Below are 20,706 nucleotides of genomic sequence, written 5' to 3'. Positions count from 1 at the left end.
CTGACCATGACCCGCTCATTACGCATCTTCTACATCGCGCTGTTCCTGGTGACCCTGCTGGTACTGGGTCTGTGGTCGGTGCGCAGCTTCTTCGGCTTCAGCACCAACGCCGACGCAACGGTGCTCAACGGTCGCTGGACCAAGGCCGTGGAAACCCACTACGACGACGAGTTCCCGATCAAGCGCCTGGGCACCAATCTCTGGGCCGCGCTGGATTTCAAACTGTTCAACGAAGGTCGTCCGGGCGTGGTGCTCGGTCGCGACCAATGGTTGTACAGCGATGAAGAATTCCACCCGGTGGTCAACGAAGAGTTGAACCTGCAAGGCAACTACGCGCTGGTCGAAGGCGTGCGCCAGACACTGAAAGAGAAAGGCGTGCAACTGGTGATGGCGGTGGTGCCGGCCAAAGTGCGCCTGTACCCGGAACACCTCGGTGAGGTGAAACCGGCGAGCATCCACGCCAACCTCTACAAGGATTTCCACCAACGCCTGGCCGCCGACCGGATTCCAGCCCCTGACCTGCTCGGCCCGCTGCAACAGGCCAAACAGGATGGCCAGCAAGTGTTCCTGCGCACCGACACCCACTGGACGCCGCAAGGTGCCGAGATCGCCGCCAACCGTCTGGCCAAGACCATTGCCGACAAGTACCCGCTGAGCGGCGAGCCGCAGCGTTTCGTCACTGAGCCGGCGGAGACCATCACCCACAAGGGCGATCTGCGTCTGTTCCTGCCGCTGGACCCGCTGTTCGAAAACCTGATGCCCAAGACAGAACCCTTGCAGAAGCGCAATACGGTCGCGGCTGAAGATCAGCCCGCCGGCGACGACGCGCTGTTCGCCAATACCGAAGTGCCGGTGGCCCTGATCGGCACCAGCTACAGCGCAAACCCCAACTGGAACTTCGTCGGCGCGCTCAAGCAGGCGCTGCACAGCGACGTGGTCAATTACGCCGAAGACGGCCACGGCCCGATTCTGCCGATGCTCAGCTACCTGAAAAGCGATGCCTTCAAGAACAGCCCCCCACAGGTGCTGATCTGGGAGTTCCCTGAACGATATCTGCCTGTGAACAACGAAATCGGCGACGCCGACCCGCAGTGGGTCGCAGAGCTTAAACAAGCCGGCGCTCGCCAACAAAACGTAGCCGCAAACACTAAATCCGAGACGCCCGACCGGGCGCAAAACTGAAAGAGAGGTACACCATGACTTTCACTACAACTCCGCGTCGTCTCGCCAAACGCTTTGCCCTGGTTGCCGGCCTCAGCGTGCTGTCGATACAGGCTTTCGCCGGTGGCGACGCCGCCCTGTACGGCCCGACCGCGCCGAAAGGCTCGACCTTCGTGCGCATCTACAACGCCAGCAACGCCGAAGTCAGCGCCACCGTCGGCAGCACCAACCTGAGCGACGTCGCACCGCTGTCGAGCAGTGACTTCAGCTTCATGCCGGGTGGCGACTACAGCGCCAAGGTCGGCAGCCAGACGCTGCCGGTGAAACTGGCCGGCGACCACTATTACACCCTGGTCAACAACGCCAGCGGCGCACCGCAACTGATCGAAGAGCCGCCGTTCAAGAACAAGCAGAAGTCCCTGGTACGCCTGCAAAACCTCAGCGACAAGGCGCTGACCCTGAAGACCGCCGATGGCAAGACCGACGTGGTCCCGAGCGTGGCAGCCAAAGGCCGTGGCGAGCGTGAAATCAACCCGGTGAAGGTCAGCCTGGCCTTGTACGACGGCACCACCAAAGTCGGCGACGTGAAACCGGTCGCGCTGGAACGCGGTGAAGCCGCGGTGCTGTACGTCACCGGCAGCGGCAGCAGCCTGTCGCCGGTCTGGGTGAAACGCCCGGTGTCGACGCGCTAATACATTTTTCAGGCTGACCCATGTCTCCTGTAGGAGCGAGCATGCTCGCGAAAAACGTCAGGGCAACGCGTTTATCCAGACAGCGCGCGTTTTCGTTGACGTCCATCGCGAGCAAGCTCGCTCCTACAAAGGCCAGCCGGACACGGAACAAAAACAAGAGTGAAACGACAGAACTCTCGTGGCTCTAACCAATCGATATTCAAGGAGTAACAACATGATTCCGGTGATCTTGTCAGGTGGTAGTGGCTCACGTCTTTGGCCGCTTTCCCGTAAGCAATTCCCTAAGCAGTTCCTGGCCCTGACCGGCGAACACACCCTGTTCCAGCAAACCCTGGAACGCCTGGTGTTCGAAGGCATGGATTCGCCAATCGTGGTCTGCAACAAGGACCACCGCTTCATCGTCAACGAGCAGTTGGCCGCCCGCAAGCTGGAATCCCAGCGCATCCTGATGGAGCCGTTCGGTCGCAACACTGCGCCGGCCGTGGCCCTGACCGCGATGATGCTGGTCAGTGAAGGTCGCGACGAGCTGATGCTGGTGCTGCCGGCCGACCATGTGCTGGAAGACCAGAAAGCCCTGCAACGCGCCCTGGCCCTGGCCACCGTCGCCGCCGAAAACGGTGAAATGGTGCTGTTCGGCGTGCCGGCCACCAAGCCGGAAACCGGTTATGGCTACATCAAGTCGACCAACGACTCGCTGCTGCCTGAAGGCGTCAGCCGCGTCTCGCACTTCGTCGAAAAACCCGACGTGAAGCGCGCCACCGAGTTCGTCCAGTCCGGCGGTTACTTCTGGAACAGCGGCATGTTCCTGTTCCGCGCCAGTCGCTTCCTCGAAGAGCTGAAAAAGCACGATCCGGACATCTACGACACCTGCCTGCTGACCCTGGAACGCAGCCAGCAGGATGCCGACACCATCACCTTCGACGAAGCCACCTTCGCCTGCTGCCCGGACAACTCCATCGACTACTCGGTGATGGAAAAAACCCAACGCGCCTGCGTCGTGCCGCTGACCGCTGGCTGGAGCGATGTTGGCTGCTGGTCGTCGCTGTGGGAAGTCAATAAAAAAGACGCCAACGGCAACGTCACCAAAGGCGACGTGGTGATCCAGGACAGCAAAAACTGCATGATCCACGGCAACGGCAAGCTGGTGTCGGTGATCGGCCTGGAAAACATCGTCGTGGTGGAAACCAAGGACGCCATGATGATCGCCCACAAGGACAAGGTCCAAGGCGTGAAGCAGATGGTCAACACCCTCAACGAACAGGGCCGCAGCGAAACCCAGAACCACTGCGAAGTCTACCGTCCGTGGGGCTCCTACGACTCGGTGGACATGGGCGGTCGTTTCCAGGTCAAGCACATCTCGGTCAAGCCGGGCGCGTGCCTGTCGCTGCAGATGCACCACCACCGCGCCGAGCACTGGATCGTGGTCAGCGGCACCGCCGAGGTGACCTGTGACGAGAACGTGTTCCTGCTGACCGAGAACCAGTCGACCTACATTCCGATCGCTTCGGTGCATCGCCTGCGTAACCCGGGGAAGATTCCGCTGGAGATCATTGAGGTCCAGTCGGGCAGCTATCTGGGCGAAGACGATATCGAACGCTTCGAAGATATCTACGGGCGGTCGACGCCGATTGAGCGTGGGGTTGCGGTGAAGACGATCGCGCAGTAAGCAATCGGTAGAACAAGAAGCCCCCATCCAGTCCACTGCGTTCCCTATCCGCAGCAGGCTGGGCGGGGGCTTTTTTTGCACTGAGTTTTGTATTGCCTTGCCTGGCCTCATCGCGAGCAAGCTCGCTCCCACAGGGTATTGGGTTGATCACAGATTTTGTGTTCGGCTCGGACCATTGTGGGAGCGAGCTTGCTCGCGATGGGGTCAGTCGGCACACCACCGAATCGCCCATCGCCAACCCCACCTGCGCTTAGGTAGGATGACCCTCTCTATTCCCGAGATTTACGTCATGTTCATCGGCGCCTTGCTGGTCATCACCTGGCTGGTCCTGTTGCTGCGCTATCCGGCCAAGGCCTTGCCCGTTTCCATGGCCGCCGCCGTGGGGCTGGGCATCGTCGCTACCTGGGTCATCTGGATGGACCATCGCGAACTCAAGCAGCTGCAACGCCTGGAGTTGCGCATCAGCTACGCGCCGCAGCAATGTCCCGCCGATCGACCGCTGCAATTGACCCTGAACAATGGCAACGACGTGCCGCTCACTGAGTTGCGCTGGCGGGTCGCGGCCTATGCACCGGGCGATACGGTGAACCTGGCCGACAATCAATACACCGCACCGCGCTATCGTGGCCCAGGCGAACTGCAGGCCGGAGGCAACTGGGAAGACTGTTTGCCGCTGCCGCCACTGCGCCCTGGCTACCGTCCGGAAACCCTGGAGTTTCGCGCCGAGCGGTTGCAGGGTAGTTTTTCCGACTGATCACTCCCCCATTTTTTGCACAAGGAATGCGCCATGCCCGTTGCGTTGATTACCGGTTGTTCCAGTGGCATCGGCCGTGCCCTTGCCGATGCGTTCAAGGGCGCCGGCTATGAGGTCTGGGCCAGTGCGCGCAAGTCTGAAGACGTCGCCATGCTGAGCGCTGCCGGATTTACCGCCGTGCAACTTGACGTAAACGATGGTGTTGCCCTTGAGCAACTGAGCGACCGCATCAACCAGGAGCGTGGTGGTCTCGACGTGCTGATCAACAACGCGGGTTATGGCGCCATGGGGCCACTGCTCGATGGTGGTGTGCCAGCCATGCAACGCCAGTTCGAAACCAATGTATTCGCAATCGTCGGCGTCACCCGCGCGATGTTTCCCGTGCTGCGCCGGACCAAAGGATTGGTCGTGAATATCGGCAGCGTTTCGGGTGTGCTGGTCACGCCATTCGCCGGCGCCTACTGCGCTTCGAAAGCCGCCGTGCATGCCTTGAGCGATGCCTTGCGCATGGAACTGGCGCCGTTCGGTGTGCGGGTGATGGAAGTCCAGCCGGGGGCCATTGCTTCCAGCTTTGCCAGGAACGCCGGGCAAGAAGCCGAGCAACTGATCAGTGAGCAATCGCCATGGTTCCCGCTGCGCGAAGGCATTCGCGCCCGGGCCAGGGCTTCCCAGGACAAACCGACCCCGGCCAGTGAATTCGCCGCCGGGTTACTCAAGGCCGTACAGCGGAGCAAACCTGCGCGCCTGGTGCGCCTGGGCAATGGCAGTCGTGCGTTGCCGCTGATGGCCAGTTTGTTGCCCAAGGGGTTGCTCGAATCCGGGCTGATGAAGCGGTTCGGGTTGCGTGGGCAACTCTGAGACCTAGTCGCCTGCAATCGCGAGCAAGCTCGCTCCCACAGGTCATGCGCAGATTTTGAAATGGCGCCAATCCTGTGGGAGCGAGCTTGCTCACGATGGCGTCAGAACAGACACCACAAAATTTCAGGAAACAACATGACTGACTACACCGAATACTTCGACGAAGTGATCCAGGCCCACATGGCCATCGAACAATGGCTGGCTGAAGAACGCGACGCATCCGAACTCGAAAAACTGCTGACCCGTTTTTCTCCGCAGTTCTCCATGGTCTCGCCGCTGGGCCGGGTGCTGGATTTTGACGCGCTGAACGAACTGTTCACGCTGGCGGGCGGCAAGAAACTGGGGTTTCGCATCGAGCTCAGTGAGTTGCGTGGTATTGCGTTGTACGACGGCGGCGCGACCGTGAGTTATCGCGAACAACAGACCGATGCCACCGGACTGCACTCGGATCGTCGCTCCACGGTGGTGTTCGAGAAGCAGGTGGATGGCCGGGTGATCTGGCGGCATCTGCATGAGACGTTTTGCAAAGGTTGACGCATGCGCTTTCTGTGGTGAGGGGGCTTGCCCCCGCTCGGCTGCGCAGCAGTCGCCAAACCTGTAAATGCGGTTTGCCCGAAATGACCTGATGGCAGGTTTTGGGGCCGCTTCGCGACCCAACGGGGCGATGCGGCGACCCGACAAGCCCCCTCGCCACAGGGTTACTCACCAGTCGCAGACTTCACCACCACCGTACAAGTAATCCCCGCCGCCAACACCACACCCTCCGGAACTTCATCGATATGAATGCGCACCGGCACCCGTTGTGCCAGGCGCACCCAGTTGAAGGTCGGGTTGACGTCGGCAATCAACTCGCGACTCTCCGGGTTGTCGCGGTCGTAGATGCCACGGGAAATGCTTTCCACGTGGCCCTTGAGCACTTCGCCGCTCATCAGTTGCATGTCGGCCTTATCACCCACGCGCACATGGGGCAGCTTGGTTTCTTCGAAGAAGCCGTAGACCCAGAACGAGTTCATGTCGACCACGGCCATTTTCGCCTCTCCGATGCGCGCATAGTCGCCGCGATGCACGTTGAGGTTGGTGACGTAGCCGTCCACCGCTGCGCGCACTTCAGTGCGTTTGAGGTTGAGCTCGGCGGCTTCCAGTTGCGCCTGGGCCTGCTGGTAATCGGCCAGGGCCGAGTCGGCGAGGTTACTGGCGTCGTCGCGGTTTTCCCGGGAGATCACCAGGTTGTCCATATCGGCGCGACGATGGGCGTTAACCTTGCGCATCTCCCAGGTTGCCTTGCGCGAGGCGACCAGCGACTGCGCCTGCTTCACCGCAAGACGGTAGTGCTCGGGGTCGATCTGCATCAGCAAATCGCCCTTCTTCACCAGTTGGTTGTCGCGCACCGGCACGTCTACCACTTCACCGGTGACGTCGGCGGCGACGTTGATGATATCGGCGCGCACACGGCCGTCACGGGTCCATGGCGTGTTCATGTAGTGCTCCCACAAGGAGCGGCCGATCCACAGCGCGAGGGCCAGCACCAGCAAGGTCGCCAGCAGGCTGAAAAACTTTTTCATCGGGGGCATTCTTCAGAGATAGAGAGTCAGTGATAGAGAGTCAACGGTAGACAGTCAGCGCCAACGCGCCGAACAGACAGGTAAACAGGCTCAGGCGCAGCAACGCCGGGTGCCAGAAAAAGCGGTACAGATCGAACCCGGACAGGAACCGGTCCAGTGCCCAGGCCAACGCCGCCGCGATGAAAAACATCAGGGTCATGGTTGGCATGTACACGCCGTGGAAGGCGATTTCACGAGGCATGTTCAAGTCCTTGTGGCTGGCTAATGGCGAAGGTGGCAAGCGGTGATTGCGGGTCGAGCAGCGAGGTGCGAATGAAGTGCAGATAGCTCTTCACCCGGCGTAACGCCGAGGTATCGAAATGAGGGGCGAAGGGTTCGTCGGTGGACTGCACACGGCTGATCGCGTGATCGACCGCGATCAGCCCGCGTTCGAGGTTGCTGCTGTTTGGTTGCAGGAACAGCCGCACCAGCGCACGCCCCATCACCCGGATCGCCTGGCGCCATGGCCGGGATTCGGCATAGGCCGGATGCACCGGCAGAATCGCCTGCTCCTTGCGCAGCTCGATGATCGCGTGGCCGACCTCCAGCACCACGAACATCCAGCGCAGCAATTCGCGCTGCACTTGCGGCTGCCCCGCCGCGAAACCGTAGGCCTGATGCACCAGATCGCGGGTGCGGCTTTCGAAACTCGACGCCAGGCCCTTGAGCTTGCCGCTGATGGCGTACACCACCTGACCGCGCAAATCCTGCTCCAGGCGACGCCATAGCCAGCGGCTGTTGGGCGGCAGAATGATCGCCCCGGCCGCTGCGCACACCAGCATGCCGAGCACCATGGCAATGTAATCGTTGATGAACGTGTAAGGGTTGTAGACCGTGAGGTTGTCCGGCACTGAACCTGTGCTGAAGAAGATCAGCAAGCCCAGGCCGACGCCGACGTATTGCGGCCGTGAGGTCAGGAACGCGCCCAGTACGATCACCGGTGCGAGCATCACGCACAGCAACGCGAATCCGTCGATCCACGGAAAAATGAAAAACATCTCGACGAAGCCGATCAGCGCCCCGAGCAACGTTCCGCACGCCATCTGAAAGGCCATGCGTTTCGGGTTCGGGGTGGCGGCGGACAAGCCCACGGTTGCAGCAGCGATCAGGGTCATGGTCGCGCCGCTCGGCCAGGCGGTTGCCACCCAGTAGCTGCCCAAAACCACCAGGATGAACGCCGCGCGAATCCCCGATGCTGCTGCGGCCATCCAGTTGGTTTGCGGAGTGAACGACTCGTCCCAGCGCTCCCGTTCGTGGCTGTGATCGGCCAGGGAGGCGTGGGTCTGTGCATAACTGTGCAGGTCGTCGACGAAGCGATAGAGCAGTTCGTACGCGGTGTGGAAATCCAGCAGTTCGTCGTCGCTCGGTTCGCTCTCCTGAAAGATCGCCCGCAGGCTGCGCACCCGCACCGGCAACCCTGCCTTGTATGCGCTCAGCGCCGTAACCAGACGCGCCGCATCGGCGCTGGTCAGGGCACGACCGCTGAAGCCGTCGAGCAGTTCGGCGAGGTCTTGCAAGCCCGGTTTTATCGCCGCCACGGCATGGTCCGTATTGTTGTTGCGCAAGCGTTCGAGCAACTGATGCAGGGCATTGAAGCGCGTGGTGATGCCCATGAACTCACTGTTCAGGCGACTGAGTCGTCCATTGCGCCGACGCATGTGCGGGTCTTCGAACACGGTGACGCTGCGCAACCCTTCCAGTCCGACTGCCTCGGCAATGAAACGCACGTTGCCGGCCTCGAACGCCTCGCGCTGACTGCGGCCACGCAAGCCGTCGGTGACGAACAGGGCAAACACGCCGAAGCGCTGATACAGGGCGTTGCGCATGGCGGCGCTGGCGGTTTGTGGCAGGATTGCAGCGCTGATCAATGTCGAACAGAGAATGCCCAATGAGATTTCCAGCACCCGCCAGACCGCCGCCATGAACGCACCTTCCGGATGGGCCAGCGCGGGCAAACCGACCATTGCGGCGGTGTATCCGGCGAGAACGAAACCGTAGGCGCGGAAGTTGCGGCAGCGCGCGGCGCCGGCCGTGCAGATACCGACCCAGATCGCCAGCGAACCGAGGAACAGTTCTGTGTTCTGCGCAAACAGGGCGATCAGCGCGACCATCACCGCCGACCCGGCCAGGGTGCCGAGAAAACGATAGAAACTCTTGGCGAACACCTGGCCGCTTTGCGGCTGCATGACGATGAACACGGTGATCATCGCCGTGCGCGGTTGCGGCAGTTCCAGGCGCATGGCCAGCCACAGCGTCAGGAATGCCGCGAACAGTACCTTGAAGATATAAACCCAGGTCACGCCGTCGCTGCGTGCCCAGTCGAAGAACCCCCGGCGCCATTCCAGGGAGTACAGCCAGCGCAAGGGTGCGGGCAAGGGAGTCATGAAATCCTGCTCAGTCATGTAGGAGCGAGCTTGCTCGCGAAGAGGGAGTGTCAGGCAGCATCAATGTCGTCTGACACACCGCCATCGCGAGCAAGCTCGCTCCCACAGGTTTTGTGTTCAACGCAAAAGGCTCGGGGTTTTCGGTGCCTGGGTCTGTTCGGCATTCGGCACGTCATTACCGGCACCGAGGCCACCGCCCAACGCCGTCACCAACTCGGCATGGGCACTCAAACGCGCCGCCTGAACCTGCTGCTGCACTTGCTGCTGCTTGAACAACAAGGTCTGGGCATTAAGCACATTGAGGTAATCGGTCAGCCCACGCTGGTAGGCGATCATCGCGATGTCGTAAGTCTTCTGCGCGATGGCCACCGACTCGGCGGCGAATGCCTGCTGCTTGTCCATGGACTCGCGGCGGATCAACTGGTCGGAGATGTTTCTCAGCGCGTTGACCAGGGTCTGGTTGTACTTGGCCACGGCGATGTCATACCCGGCCGAGGCTTCGCCCAGTTCCGAGCGCAATCGACCGCCATCGAAGATCGGCAATGAAATCGCCGGCCCCACGCTGTAGTTGAGTTTCTTGCCGGTCAGGAACTCCAGGGCCCCGCCGCCGGTGGCCATGTAGCCGAGGCTGCCGACCAGATCGACATTCGGGTAGAAACCGGCATGGGCGACATCGATACCCCGCGCCTGCGCCGCCACTTGCCAGCGGCTGGCGACCACGTCCGGGCGTTGGCCGAGCAATTGCGCGGGCAGCGAAGACGGCAGTTTCAGTGGTGCCCCCAACGACAACGCAGGCCGTTGCAACTGCGCGCCCTCCCCCGGCCCCTTGCCGGCGAGGGCCGCGAGCTGGTTGCGGCTCAGGGCGATCTCTTCGTCGAGGGCATCGATCTGGCGATGGGTTTCCGGCAGCGGCGTCTCGGCCTGGCTGACTTCGAAATGGGTGCCGATACCACCGTTCAGGCGTTTTTGCGCCAGTTCGAGAATCTGCTGTTGTTGCTTCAGGGTCGCCTCGACGATGTCCCGCTGGGCGTAATGCAACGACAACTCGATGTAGACCCGTACGATGTTGTCCTGCAGTTCGAGCTGCGCCTGACGCGCTTCGGCAACCGTCATGTGCGCCATGTCCACGGCGCGCTCGGTGGCATTGCTTTCGCGGCCCCAGAGGTCGAGGGCATAGCTGAAGCCCAGCGCGGCATTGTTGTCCCAGGTGGTGCTGTTGGCCAGTTCGCCAGGGCCATAGAACTGGTCGGTCGGCCAGTTGTGGCGCTTGAGGGTGGACTCGCCATTGATCTGCAAAGACTCGGCCGCTTCGGCCACGCCGGCCATGGACCGGGCCTGACGCACCCGGGCGGCGGCCATCGCCAGGCTCGGGCTGCCTTGCAGGGCGAGGTCGATCCAGCGGTTCAGTTGTGGGTCGCCATAGGCTTGCCACCATTGTGAGGTGGGCCAGTGCGCATCCTGCGCAGCGCTCTGGATCGCTTCGTCGGTGGCCAGTGAATTGGCCTCCAGCGTCTTGCCCTGTGGAGCAATACCTCCGGTTCCGATGCAGCCGCTGATTGCCAGGGTTAAAGCCAAAACACTGAGCGGCTGAAGCGCTCTGCTGATGCGACGCGGCACTGCTGCGATTTCCTGAGGTGGGGAGATGTTCGGGGCGTAAGAGGTGAGCGCAATTCTATGGGGCGACCTGAAAGGCGATAAGCTGGGATTCCTGTGAATCTTTGTTACCGTTAACGAGATAATCCGTAGGTAGATCTTTAGTCGCCTGTAAATAAACAGAAACTTCGTGTCACAATTTGTCATTCGACGAGAGAGCACCCCATGGACACTTTGCAAAACATGCGCGCCTTCAGTTACGTGGCCGAAGCCGGCAGCTTCACCGCCGCCGCCATACAACTGGACACCACCACGGCCAACGTCTCGCGCGCGGTCTCCAACCTGGAAGCCCATCTGCAAACCCGTCTGCTCAACCGAACGACCCGCCGTATCGCCCTGACCGAAGCCGGCAAGCGCTACCTGTTGCGCTGCGAACAGATCCTGGCCTACGTCGAAGAAGCCGAAGCCGAGGCCAGCGACGCCCACGCCCGCCCGGCCGGGCAACTGAAAGTGCACACCATGACCGGCATCGGCCAGCACTTCGTGATCGACGCCATCGCCCGCTACCGCAAGACCCACCCGGACGTGACCTTCGACCTGACCATGGCCAACCGCGTGCCGGACCTGCTCGACGAAGGCTACGACGTGTCCATCGTCCTGGCACGCGAACTGCCGGATTCGGGTTTCGTCTCCCAGCGCCTGGGCATCACCTACAGCATCGTTTGCGCCTCACCGGCCTACGTCAAAGCCAACGGCTGCGCACAAAAACCCGGCGACCTGCTCAACCACGCCTGCCTGCGCCTGGTCAGCCCAGTGATTCCGCTGGAGAAATGGGCCTTCGACGGTCCTGACGGCCAGGAAATGGTCACCATCAACAGCTCACCGTTCCTGGTGAACTCCGCCGACGCGATGAAATCCGCGATCATCAGCGGCATGGGCGTTGGCGTCCTGCCGCTGTACGCCGCGATAGAAGGCCTGCGCAACGGCACGCTGGTACGCATGATGCCCAAATACCGCTCCCAGGAACTGAACCTGTACGCCATCTACCCGTCGCGCCAGTACCTGGATGCGAAGATCAAGACCTGGGTCGAGTATCTGCGCGGTTCATTGCCGGAATTGCTGGCGGCGCACCAGGCGGAACTGGCGGCGTATGAATTGAGCGGGAGTCTGGGTGGGGTTCGGGTGGCGAATTGACAGGTCCCACGTAGGAGCTGTCGAGTGAAACGAGGCTGCGATCTTTTGATCTTGTTTTTAAAAGGCAAGATCAAAAGATCGCAGCCTTCGGCAGCTCCTGCCAGGCCGAGTGTCAGCTCGCCTGCAGCTCTTGAACCAAACCGCAAACTGACAGCGCCGTCAGTTAGCCGTCACCCTCCTGACCGGCAAACAGGTTTATAAAGGAAAATACCAACCGACCACCCAGCCCTGGCGCCTCACTCGCATGCGAATCCAGAAAAAATCGGCCCTGCTCGTCGCCCTTCTGATCGTCCTGGCAGCGCTGGGCCTGTGGTATGCCGCCAAACCGGCCAAAGCCAAACTCGCCCCTCCCACCGCCATCCCCGTGCGAGTGGTCGCCGTTGCCGAAAAAGACGTGCCGCGCTACGTCAGCGGCATCGGTTCGGTGTTGTCCCTGCACAGCGTCGTGGTCCGCCCGCAAATCGACGGCATTCTCACCAAAATCCTGGTCAAGGAAGGCCAACTGGTGAAAAAAGGCGACCTGCTTGCCACCATCGACGACCGGTCGATCCGCGCCAGCCTCGACCAGGCCCGGGCGCAACTGGGTGAAGGCCAGGCGCAACTGCAAGTGGCGCTGGTCAACCTCAAGCGCTACAAACTGCTGAGCGTCGACGACGGCGTGTCCAAGCAGACTTACGACCAGCAACAGGCCCTGGTCAACCAGCTCAAGGCCACCGCCCAAGGCAACCAGGCGTCGATTGATTCCGCCGAGGTACAGCTTTCCTACACACAAATCCGCTCACCGGTCAGCGGTCGTGTCGGTATTCGTACGGTGGACGAAGGCAACTTCCTGCGCATGACCGACACCAAGGGCCTGTTCACTGTCACCCAGATCGACCCGATCGCCGTGGAGTTTTCCCTGCCGCAGCAAATGCTGCCGACCTTGCAGGGCCTGATCAACGACCCACAGCACGCCCAGGTCAAGGCCTACATCGGTGCCGACACCGACGGCGAAACCGGCAACCTGCTCGGCGAAGGTCACCTGACCCTGATCGACAACCAGATCAACGCCAGCACCGGCACCATCCGCGCCAAGGCCGAGTTCGACAATCCAGGGCAGAAGCTCTGGCCGGGCCTGCTGGTAACGGTAAAGATTCAGACGGCCCTGGAGAAAAATGCGCTGGTGGTGCCGCCGACAGTCGTACAACGCGGCCTTGACCAGCACTTCGTGTACCGGGTCAATGGCGACAAGGTCGAAGCCGTGCAGGTGCAGATGGTCTATCAAAGCAGCGGCCAGGACATTATCAAAGGTGTGAAGCCCGGTGATGTGCTGGTCAGCGATGGTCAGTCGCGGCTCAAGCCCGGCGCTACTGTGCAAGTGCTGGCCGAGCCGCCGCAAGTGGTGCGATCGGAGGCGGCGCAATGAAGGGCCATGGTTCGATTTCAGCCGGGTGCATCGACCACCCGGTGGCCACGGTCCTGCTGACATTCGCCCTGGTGCTGCTGGGGGTCATCGCGTTTCCACGCCTGCCGGTAGCGCCGTTGCCGGAGGCAGAGTTCCCGACCATCCAGGTGGCCGCGCAACTGCCCGGCGCCAACCCGGAAACCATGGCTTCCTCGGTGGCCACCCCCCTTGAAGTGCAATTCAGCGCCATTCCCGGCGTAACCCAGATGACCTCGAGCAGTGCACTGGGCTCGACCATCCTGACCTTGCAATTCACCCTCGACAAGAGCATCGACACCGCCGCCCAGGAAGTGCAGGCGGCGATCAACACTGCCGCGGGCAAGCTGCCCAAGGACATGCCCAACCTGCCGACCTGGCGCAAGGTCAACCCGGCGGACAGCCCGGTGCTGATCCTCAGCGTCAACTCCTCGCTGATGCCCGGCCCGCAGCTCAGCGACCTGACGGAAACCCTGTTGTCCCGTCAGCTCAGTCAGGTCGACGGTGTAGGCCAGGTCGTCATCACCGGTCAGCAGCGTCCGGCGATCCGCGTTCAGGTTTCGGCGGACAAGCTCGCGGCCATCGGCCTGACCCTCGCCGACATCCGCCTGGCGATCCAGCAGACCAGCCTCAACCTGGCCAAAGGTGCGCTGTACGGGGAGTCGAGCATCTCGACCCTGTCCACCAACGACCAGTTGTTCCACCCGGAGGACTACAGCCAGCTGATTGTTTCCTACAAGGACGGCGCACCGGTTCATCTGCGCGATGTCGCCAAAGTCGTCAACGGCTCGGAAGATGCCTACATCCAGGCTTGGGCCGGCTCGCAACCGGGGGTGAACCTGGTGATCTTCCGCCAGCCGGGGGCCAACATCGTCGAAACCGTGGACCGCATCCAGGCCGCCTTGCCGGCGCTGGAAGCGATGCTTCCTGCCTCAGTGCAGGTCAAGACGCTGATCGACCGCACCCAGACCATCCGAGCCTCGCTGCATGAAGTGGAAATCACCCTGCTGATTGCCATCATGCTGGTGGTGGCGGTGATGGCGCTGTTCCTGCGCCAGTTGTCCGCGACCTTGATTGTCTCGGCAGTGCTGGGGGTTTCGCTGATCGCCAGCTTTGCCCTGATGTATGTGATGGGCTTCAGCCTGAACAACCTGACGCTGGTGGCGATCGTGGTGGCCGTGGGCTTTGTGGTCGACGATGCGATCGTGGTGGTGGAAAACATTCACCGGCACCTGGAGGCCGGCGAAGGCATGCGCGAAGCGGCGATCAAGGGCGCCGGGGAGATCGGCTTCACCGTGGTGTCGATCAGTTTCTCGCTGGTGGCTGCGTTCATTCCGCTGCTGTTCATGGGCGGCGTGGTCGGGCGGTTGTTCAAGGAGTTCGCCCTGACTGCCACCTCGACCATCATGATTTCGGTGGTGGTATCCCTGACCCTGGCGCCGATGCTGGCCGCGTTGTTCATGCGCGCGCCGGTGCATCACGCCCACGACAAACCGGGCTTCGGTGAACGCCTGTTGGCCTGGTACGAAAAAGGCCTGCGCCATGCCCTCGCCCACCAGAAAACGATGATCGGTGTGTTTGCTTTATCGCTGGGCCTGGCCGTCGCCGGTTACATCTTCATTCCCAAGGGTTTCTTCCCGATCCAGGACACCGGTTTCGTCTTCGGCACCACCGAGGCTGCTGCCGATATTTCCTATGGCGACATGGTGAAAAAACACCTGGCAATGGCCGAAATCGTCGCTGCCGATCCCGCAGTCGAAACGTTTTCACATTCCGTCGGTGTCTCGGGCAGCAACCAGACCATCGCCAATGGTCGGTTCTGGATCACCCTGAAAAAACGTGGCGACCGCGATGTCTCGGCCAGCCAGTTCATCGACCGGATTCGTCCGCTACTGATGAAAGTACCGGGCATCGTCCTGTACCTGCGCGCCGGCCAGGACATCAACCTCAGCTCCGGCCCGAGCCGTGCCCAGTACCAATACGTACTCAAGAGCAACGACGGCGGCACACTCAGCACCTGGACCCAGCGCCTGACGGAAAAACTGCGCGCCAACCCGGCCTTCCGCGACATTTCCAATGACTTGCAACTGGGTGGCAGCATCACCCATATCAGCATCGACCGTAGCGCCGCCGCCCGTTTCGGCCTGACCGCCAGCGACGTCGACGAAGCGCTGTACGATGCGTTCGGCCAGCGCCAGATCAATGAATTCCAGACCCAGGTCAACCAGTACAACGTGATCCTGGAACTGGACACCAGGCAGCGCGGCAAGGCCGAGAGCCTCAATTACTTCTACCTGCGCTCGCCCCTGAGCGGGGAAATGGTGCCGCTGTCGGCCCTGGCCAGGTTTGATGCGCCAACCATCGGTCCGCTGTCCATCGCCCATGACGGCATGTTCCCGGCGGCCAACCTGTCGTTCAACCTGGCGCCCGGCGTGGCGTTGGGCGATGCAGTGATCATGCTCAACCAGGCCAAGATCGACATCGGCATGCCGACCGCCATCAGCGGCAATTTCCAGGGCGCCGCCCAGGCGTTCCAGAGTTCGCTGGCCAGCCAGCCGTGGCTGATCCTGGCAGCGCTGGTGGCGGTGTACATCATTCTCGGCGTGCTCTACGAGAGCTTCGTGCACCCGCTGACGATCATTTCGACGTTGCCTTCGGCGGGCCTCGGCGCAGTGATCATGCTGTGGATCTGCGGCCAGGACTTTTCGATCATGGCCTTGATCGGCCTGGTGCTGCTGATCGGTATCGTCAAGAAAAACGGCATTCTGATGATCGACTTTGCCCTCGAAGCGCAGCGCAATGGCGGACTCTCGCCTGAAGAAGCGATCTTCAAGGCCTGCATCATACGTTTCCGGCCGATCATCATGACCACCCTCGCCGCCCTGCTCGGTGCCCTGCCGCTGATGCTCGGCTACGGCACCGGCGCCGAATTGCGCCAGCCCCTGGGGATCGCGGTGGTCGGCGGATTGCTGGTGAGCCAGGCGCTGACGCTGTTCACCACGCCAGTCATATACTTGTGGCTGGAGCGGTTATTTCATAGGCCCAAACCTTCGCCAGTGCGAGAGCTGGCGAGCACAGACTGAGGCGGGGTCATGCGCGTTCTGATTATCGAAGACGAGGAAAAAACCGCGGATTACCTGCACCGCGGCCTGACGGAACAGGGTTACACCGTGGACATGGCGCGCGATGGTGTGGAAGGCCTGCACCTGGCGCTGGAGAGCGACTACGCAGTGATCGTCCTCGATGTGATGCTGCCGGGCCTCGACGGCTTCGGCGTGTTGCGCGCCCTGCGTGCGCGCAAGCAAACACCGGTGATCATGCTCACCGCCCGCGAGCGTGTGGAAGATCGCATCAAGGGCCTGCGTGAAGGCGCCGATGACTATCTGGGCAAACCGTTTTCCTTCCTGGAACTGGTGGCGCGCCTGCAAGCGCTGACCCGCCGTAGCGGCGGCCATGAACCGATGCAAGTGAGCATCGCCGACCTGTGGATAGATTTGATCAGCCGCAAGGCTACCCGAGGTGGCACACGGCTGGACCTGACCGCCAAGGAGTTCTCGCTGCTCAGCGTGCTGGCCCGGCGCCAGGGTGAAATCCTGTCGAAAACCGCCATCGCCGAAATGGTCTGGGACATCAATTTCGACAGCGATGCAAACGTCGTCGAAGTCGCGATCAAACGCCTGCGGGCCAAGCTCGACGGGCCGTTCGAAGAGAAACTGCTGCACACCATTCGCGGCATGGGTTATGTGCTGGAGAGCCGTAGTGTCCAGTAACAGCATCGCCCTGCGCCTGAGCGGCATGTTTACGCTGGTGGCGCTGTTGGTGTTTTTGTTGATCGGCTGGGCGCTGTACCAGCAGGTCGACAAGGGCTTGGGCCTGTTGCCCGAAGCAGAGCTGGACGCGCGCTACAGCGTGCTCCAATCCACGGTCGGCCGTTACGGCACGCCCGAGCACTGGGTGAAGATCAACAACAAGCTCAATCTGCTGAGCGAAGAAGACAAACGCATCCGTTTCTGGATCATCAGCGGCGATCCACACTATGAATACGGCAACCTGACCCCGCAGATCCGCGCCTTTGCCCAAGGGCCGCTGGGCACCCGCGACATGCATTTGCCGGATCACCCCTATCCACTGAAAGTGCTGGTCAGCGAATTCCCGGCCAAGGATCAGCGCCCACCGCTGCGTTTCATGATCGCCATCGACACCGAGACGTTTTTCCATACCCAGCATCAACTGCTGATCGCACTGATCAGCCTGGCGATTGTCGGCGTGCTGTTGGCCTCGGCACTGGGTTACTGGGTAGCGCGGATCGGCCTCAAGCCGCTGATCAAACTGTCCCAGGAAGCCCAGCGCCTGGCCCCGCCGTTGCGCTCGGGGCGCTTGCGCCTGTCGCCATTGCCGCCGGAGCTCGATCAATTCGTCAGTTCGTTCAACTCGACCCTGGAACGGGTTGAACAAGCGTACTCGCGCCTTGAATCGTTCAACGCCGACGTCGCCCACGAACTGCGCTCGCCACTGACCAACCTGATCGGCCAGACCCAGGTCGCATTGACCCGCGGACGCTCCGCCGAGCATTACTTCGAAGTGCTGCAATCGAACCTCGAAGAGCTTGAGCGACTGCGTTCGATCATCAACGACATGCTGTTCCTCGCCAGCGCCGATCAGGGCAGCAAAGCGACCAAACTCACCTCAACCTCACTGGCCGATGAAGTGGCCACGACCCTGGAGTACCTGGATTTCATTCTCGAGGACGCTCAGGTCCGGGTTGAGGTCAGCGGTGACGCGCAAGTGCGGATCGAGATCGCTCATCTGCGCCGGGCGTTGATCAATCTGCTGAACAATGCGGTGCAACACACCGCGCCCGGGCAGGTGATTCAGGTGCGCATTGAAGCACGGGAGCATCAAGTCAGCATCGGCGTCGCCAACCCCGGCTCGCCGATTGCCCGTGAACACCTGCCACGGCTGTTCGAGCGCTTCTACCGGGTCGATGCCTCGCGCAGCAACAGCGGTCAAAACCATGGATTGGGACTGGCCATCGTCAAGGCCATTGCGTTGATGCACGGCGGCGATGTGTTCGTGCGCAGTGACCATGGGATGAATACCTTCGGCATACATCTCCCGGTCTGACGGGCACGCCCTTGTGGCGAGGGGGCTTGCCCCCGTTGGGCCGCGCAGCGGCCCCAAAACTGCAACCACGATTTATCTGATACACCTTGCATACCGGAATTACGACGGCTTCGCCGCCGAACGGGGGCAAGCCCCCTCGCCACAGGGAATGTGCGCTCCCTACTATCGATCTTTGCTTTTGCTGTAACAGTCCTTTCATGAATCCACTCTTTTTCCCCTCGCCCCATATCCTTATCTTTGCCCGCACCAAACAGCACTTGCCAAGCAAGAAGGTTTTAAAGATGTCCAACAGTATGGGTATTGCCAGCGCTTTCATTTTGTCCTCTTTGTTCCTGTCGCCCTTGGCGATGGCGGAAGAGTCGCAGACTTTCGTCACGCATAACGCGTCACGCGCTGCGGCGTTCGAAGAGCATCGGGTCGAGATGACGGCCAAGGCAGTGCAAGACGCCCAGGCCCCGCAAGCCTCCAGCACCCAGGCGCAGCCACGGGCCGAGAAAGACAGCTGATCTGTACCTGTCACGCCAGTTTCCCTCGACACTTTTCATCGGCTCTTCCCTTTGAAAAGTTGTCTTCAAAGCCGCTGCTGTCAGCGGCTTTTTTTTATAGTGACGACCTTCATTGCAATTTCTGCAACGAAAGTCACTGACGCCCCCCCTTCGATCAATCGTTCGAGCAACAGGAACGATTCACCCGGCTGCTACGTTTATGCAACTACGCTTACAACGTCCCTCTAGCAGACGCCAGCCCTATGACCGCAAGCCACACCCCGCATTTTCAAGGCCCGCCCGGGCGACCCGAGATCATGGTGATCCTCGGCAGCACCCTGACTGTCATCTCGATCCTGTGTATCGTCACTTACCTGCTGATCCGCGAGCACGCCAATGCCCAGCAGACCGCCACACGCAGCGCGACCACCATTGCGCAACTGATCGATGCCGATGTCCTGCGTACGGTCGAGCTCTATGACTTGACCTTGCAGGGCCTGATCGCCGCCGCCCAACGGGACGACCTGAAACAGGTTTCGCCGCAGATCCGTCACCTGGTGCTGTTCGACCGCTCCACCACAGCGCGCTACAAGGGCGACATCCTGCTGCTGGACAAGCACGGCGACGTGTTGGCCGACTCATCGTTGATCGAACCGAAACCGGGCAACTTCGCTGACCGCGATTACTTCCAGGCCCATGTCTTCAATCGCGACGCTGGCATGTTCATCAGCCGACCATTCAAGACACGTTGCGACTGCGATGACAGCGACGAATGGCGCATCAGTTTCAGCCGACGCATTTCCTCGCCCACAGGTGAATTTCTGGGGGTCGCGGTGGCGTCGATGCGCATGAGCTACTTCGACCAGCTGTTCAACAGCCTCGAAATCGGCTCCGGCAGTACGCTAGGCATCATCAACGATGACGGGACTCTCCTGGCGCAGAAGCCGTACAGGGAACAAAACGCCATCGGCAAAAACTTCTCCAGCCGCCCCAACGTCGCACGCATGCTGCAGGAGCGCAGTGGGACCTTCGAAAGCGTGTCGAGTGTCGACCATCAGCGGCGCCTGTACACCTTTTCCCGGGTCGGCAATCTGCCGCTGACCGTCATCGTGGCCCTTTCCATCGATGAAGTGTTCGCCACCTGGAACCGCACGGCCTATGTGATCAACGGTGCGACGGGGGTTTTGTGCATCGGTCTGTTGTGGCTGACCTGGCTGCTCTGCCGCGAACTGCGACTGCGCCAATATGCCGAGCAGGAATTGTCGCAATTGGCAGCCACCGATGCCTTGACCGGCGTGGCCAACCGTCGATCCCTTGATCAGACCCTGCGCCATGAGTGGTTTCGTGCCCAGCGCAGCGGCAAGCCGTTGTCGTTACTGATGATCGATGCCGATCACTTCAAGGCCTTCAATGACCAGCACGGGCATCAGGCCGGCGACGACGCCTTGCGGGCATTGGCCGAGGTCATCCGCGCCAGTGTCCATCGCCCGGCAGACCTGGTGGCTCGCTATGGTGGTGAAGAGTTTTCGGTGGTCCTGGCCGAAACTGGCAGCGAAGGCGCGCAGCAGATCGCCGAGCATATCCGCGAGGCTGTGCAAAAACTGCCACTGGTGGACGCCGGTGAGCCGCCGATGAGCGTGAGTATCGGTATTGCCACGTGGACTGAAGCCAGCGATATCAACCTGGAGCAATTGCTGTTCAGTGCCGACAAGGCGTTGTATCAGGCCAAGGAAGGGGGTCGTAATCGGGTTGTTTGTGCCAGTTGAAATCCAGG

17 protein-coding genes are annotated in these 20,706 nt (G+C 61.3%); 13 read left to right on the top strand and 4 right to left on the bottom strand.

Annotation, left to right across the window (positions count from 1 at the left end):
- The first annotated feature begins 6 nt into the window (after nt 1–6).
- From KGA81_RS22510 to KGA81_RS22485, 6 genes are all read left to right on the top strand, one after another.
- Entirely contained in the window at nt 7–1,182 is a 1,176-nt protein-coding gene (locus KGA81_RS22510; RefSeq protein WP_223548585.1) for an alginate O-acetyltransferase, read from the top strand.
- 14 nt (nt 1,183–1,196) lie between these two features.
- Entirely contained in the window at nt 1,197–1,853 is a 657-nt protein-coding gene (locus KGA81_RS22505) for an alginate O-acetyltransferase AlgF (RefSeq protein ID WP_223548582.1), read from the top strand.
- Nucleotides 1,854–2,067: 214 nt separating this feature from the next.
- Nucleotides 2,068–3,519 carry a mannose-1-phosphate guanylyltransferase/mannose-6-phosphate isomerase gene (locus KGA81_RS22500; protein WP_218426788.1) on the top strand — a complete coding sequence of 484 codons (1,452 nt, stop codon included), beginning with the start codon at nt 2,068–2,070 and terminating at the stop codon, nt 3,517–3,519.
- A 289-nt stretch (nt 3,520–3,808) separates the two neighbouring features.
- Nucleotides 3,809–4,273: a multidrug transporter gene (locus tag KGA81_RS22495; protein WP_223548652.1), complete on the top strand. Its 465-nt coding sequence runs from the start codon at nt 3,809–3,811 to the stop codon at nt 4,271–4,273.
- Nucleotides 4,274–4,306: 33 nt separating this feature from the next.
- Nucleotides 4,307–5,131, top strand: coding sequence for an SDR family oxidoreductase (locus KGA81_RS22490; protein WP_223548580.1), 825 nt, complete (start codon nt 4,307–4,309; stop codon nt 5,129–5,131).
- A 135-nt stretch (nt 5,132–5,266) separates the two neighbouring features.
- Nucleotides 5,267–5,665 carry a DUF4440 domain-containing protein gene (locus tag KGA81_RS22485; RefSeq protein ID WP_223548578.1) on the top strand — a complete coding sequence of 133 codons (399 nt, stop codon included), beginning with the start codon at nt 5,267–5,269 and terminating at the stop codon, nt 5,663–5,665.
- Between the two features lie 164 nt (nt 5,666–5,829).
- Here the strand turns inward: KGA81_RS22485 and KGA81_RS22480 are convergent, their stop codons facing one another.
- From KGA81_RS22480 to KGA81_RS22465, 4 genes are all read right to left on the bottom strand, one after another.
- A complete protein-coding gene (locus tag KGA81_RS22480; RefSeq protein WP_223548576.1) occupies nt 5,830–6,693 on the bottom strand; it encodes an HlyD family secretion protein in 864 nt (287 codons plus the stop codon).
- A gap of 40 nt (nt 6,694–6,733) precedes the next feature.
- Nucleotides 6,734–6,934, bottom strand: coding sequence for a DUF1656 domain-containing protein (locus KGA81_RS22475; protein WP_007896379.1), 201 nt, complete (start codon nt 6,932–6,934; stop codon nt 6,734–6,736).
- The gene (locus tag KGA81_RS22470; RefSeq protein WP_223548574.1) at nt 6,924–9,116 is read right to left on the bottom strand and encodes an FUSC family protein; all 2,193 of its coding nucleotides are present in this window, start codon (nt 9,114–9,116) and stop codon (nt 6,924–6,926) included. The genes KGA81_RS22475 and KGA81_RS22470 overlap by 11 nt, the downstream gene beginning before the upstream one ends.
- Before the next feature lie 117 nt (nt 9,117–9,233).
- A complete protein-coding gene (locus KGA81_RS22465; protein ID WP_223548572.1) occupies nt 9,234–10,733 on the bottom strand; it encodes an efflux transporter outer membrane subunit in 1,500 nt (499 codons plus the stop codon).
- A gap of 201 nt (nt 10,734–10,934) precedes the next feature.
- Between KGA81_RS22465 and KGA81_RS22460 the strand changes: the two genes are divergently transcribed.
- The 7 genes from KGA81_RS22460 (at nt 10,935) to KGA81_RS22430 (ending at nt 20,698) form a co-directional block, all read left to right on the top strand.
- On the top strand, nt 10,935–11,903 hold the full coding sequence (locus KGA81_RS22460) for a LysR family transcriptional regulator (protein WP_223548570.1): 969 nt from the start codon (nt 10,935–10,937) through the stop codon (nt 11,901–11,903).
- A gap of 244 nt (nt 11,904–12,147) precedes the next feature.
- A complete protein-coding gene (locus KGA81_RS22455; RefSeq protein ID WP_223548569.1) occupies nt 12,148–13,308 on the top strand; it encodes an efflux RND transporter periplasmic adaptor subunit in 1,161 nt (386 codons plus the stop codon).
- The gene (locus KGA81_RS22450; RefSeq protein ID WP_223548568.1) at nt 13,305–16,406 is read left to right on the top strand and encodes a multidrug efflux RND transporter permease subunit; all 3,102 of its coding nucleotides are present in this window, start codon (nt 13,305–13,307) and stop codon (nt 16,404–16,406) included. The genes KGA81_RS22455 and KGA81_RS22450 overlap by 4 nt, the downstream gene beginning before the upstream one ends.
- Nucleotides 16,407–16,415: 9 nt before the next feature.
- A complete protein-coding gene (locus KGA81_RS22445) occupies nt 16,416–17,093 on the top strand; it encodes a heavy metal response regulator transcription factor (RefSeq protein ID WP_223548565.1) in 678 nt (225 codons plus the stop codon).
- On the top strand, nt 17,083–18,447 hold the full coding sequence (locus KGA81_RS22440) for a heavy metal sensor histidine kinase (protein WP_223548563.1): 1,365 nt from the start codon (nt 17,083–17,085) through the stop codon (nt 18,445–18,447). Before KGA81_RS22445 ends, KGA81_RS22440 begins: the two co-directional genes overlap by 11 nt.
- A gap of 281 nt (nt 18,448–18,728) precedes the next feature.
- Nucleotides 18,729–18,953: a hypothetical protein gene (locus tag KGA81_RS22435; protein WP_223548560.1), complete on the top strand. Its 225-nt coding sequence runs from the start codon at nt 18,729–18,731 to the stop codon at nt 18,951–18,953.
- 242 nt (nt 18,954–19,195) lie between these two features.
- A complete protein-coding gene (locus KGA81_RS22430; RefSeq protein ID WP_223548558.1) occupies nt 19,196–20,698 on the top strand; it encodes a sensor domain-containing diguanylate cyclase in 1,503 nt (500 codons plus the stop codon).
- Nucleotides 20,699–20,706: the final 8 nt, after the last annotated feature.

It is taken from the genome of Pseudomonas sp. A-B-19, assembly GCF_019947515.1.
Taxonomy (GTDB): domain Bacteria; phylum Pseudomonadota; class Gammaproteobacteria; order Pseudomonadales; family Pseudomonadaceae; genus Aquipseudomonas.
Note: the sequence above shows the minus strand (reverse complement) of the source record. Positions and strands in the feature narration are given on the sequence as shown.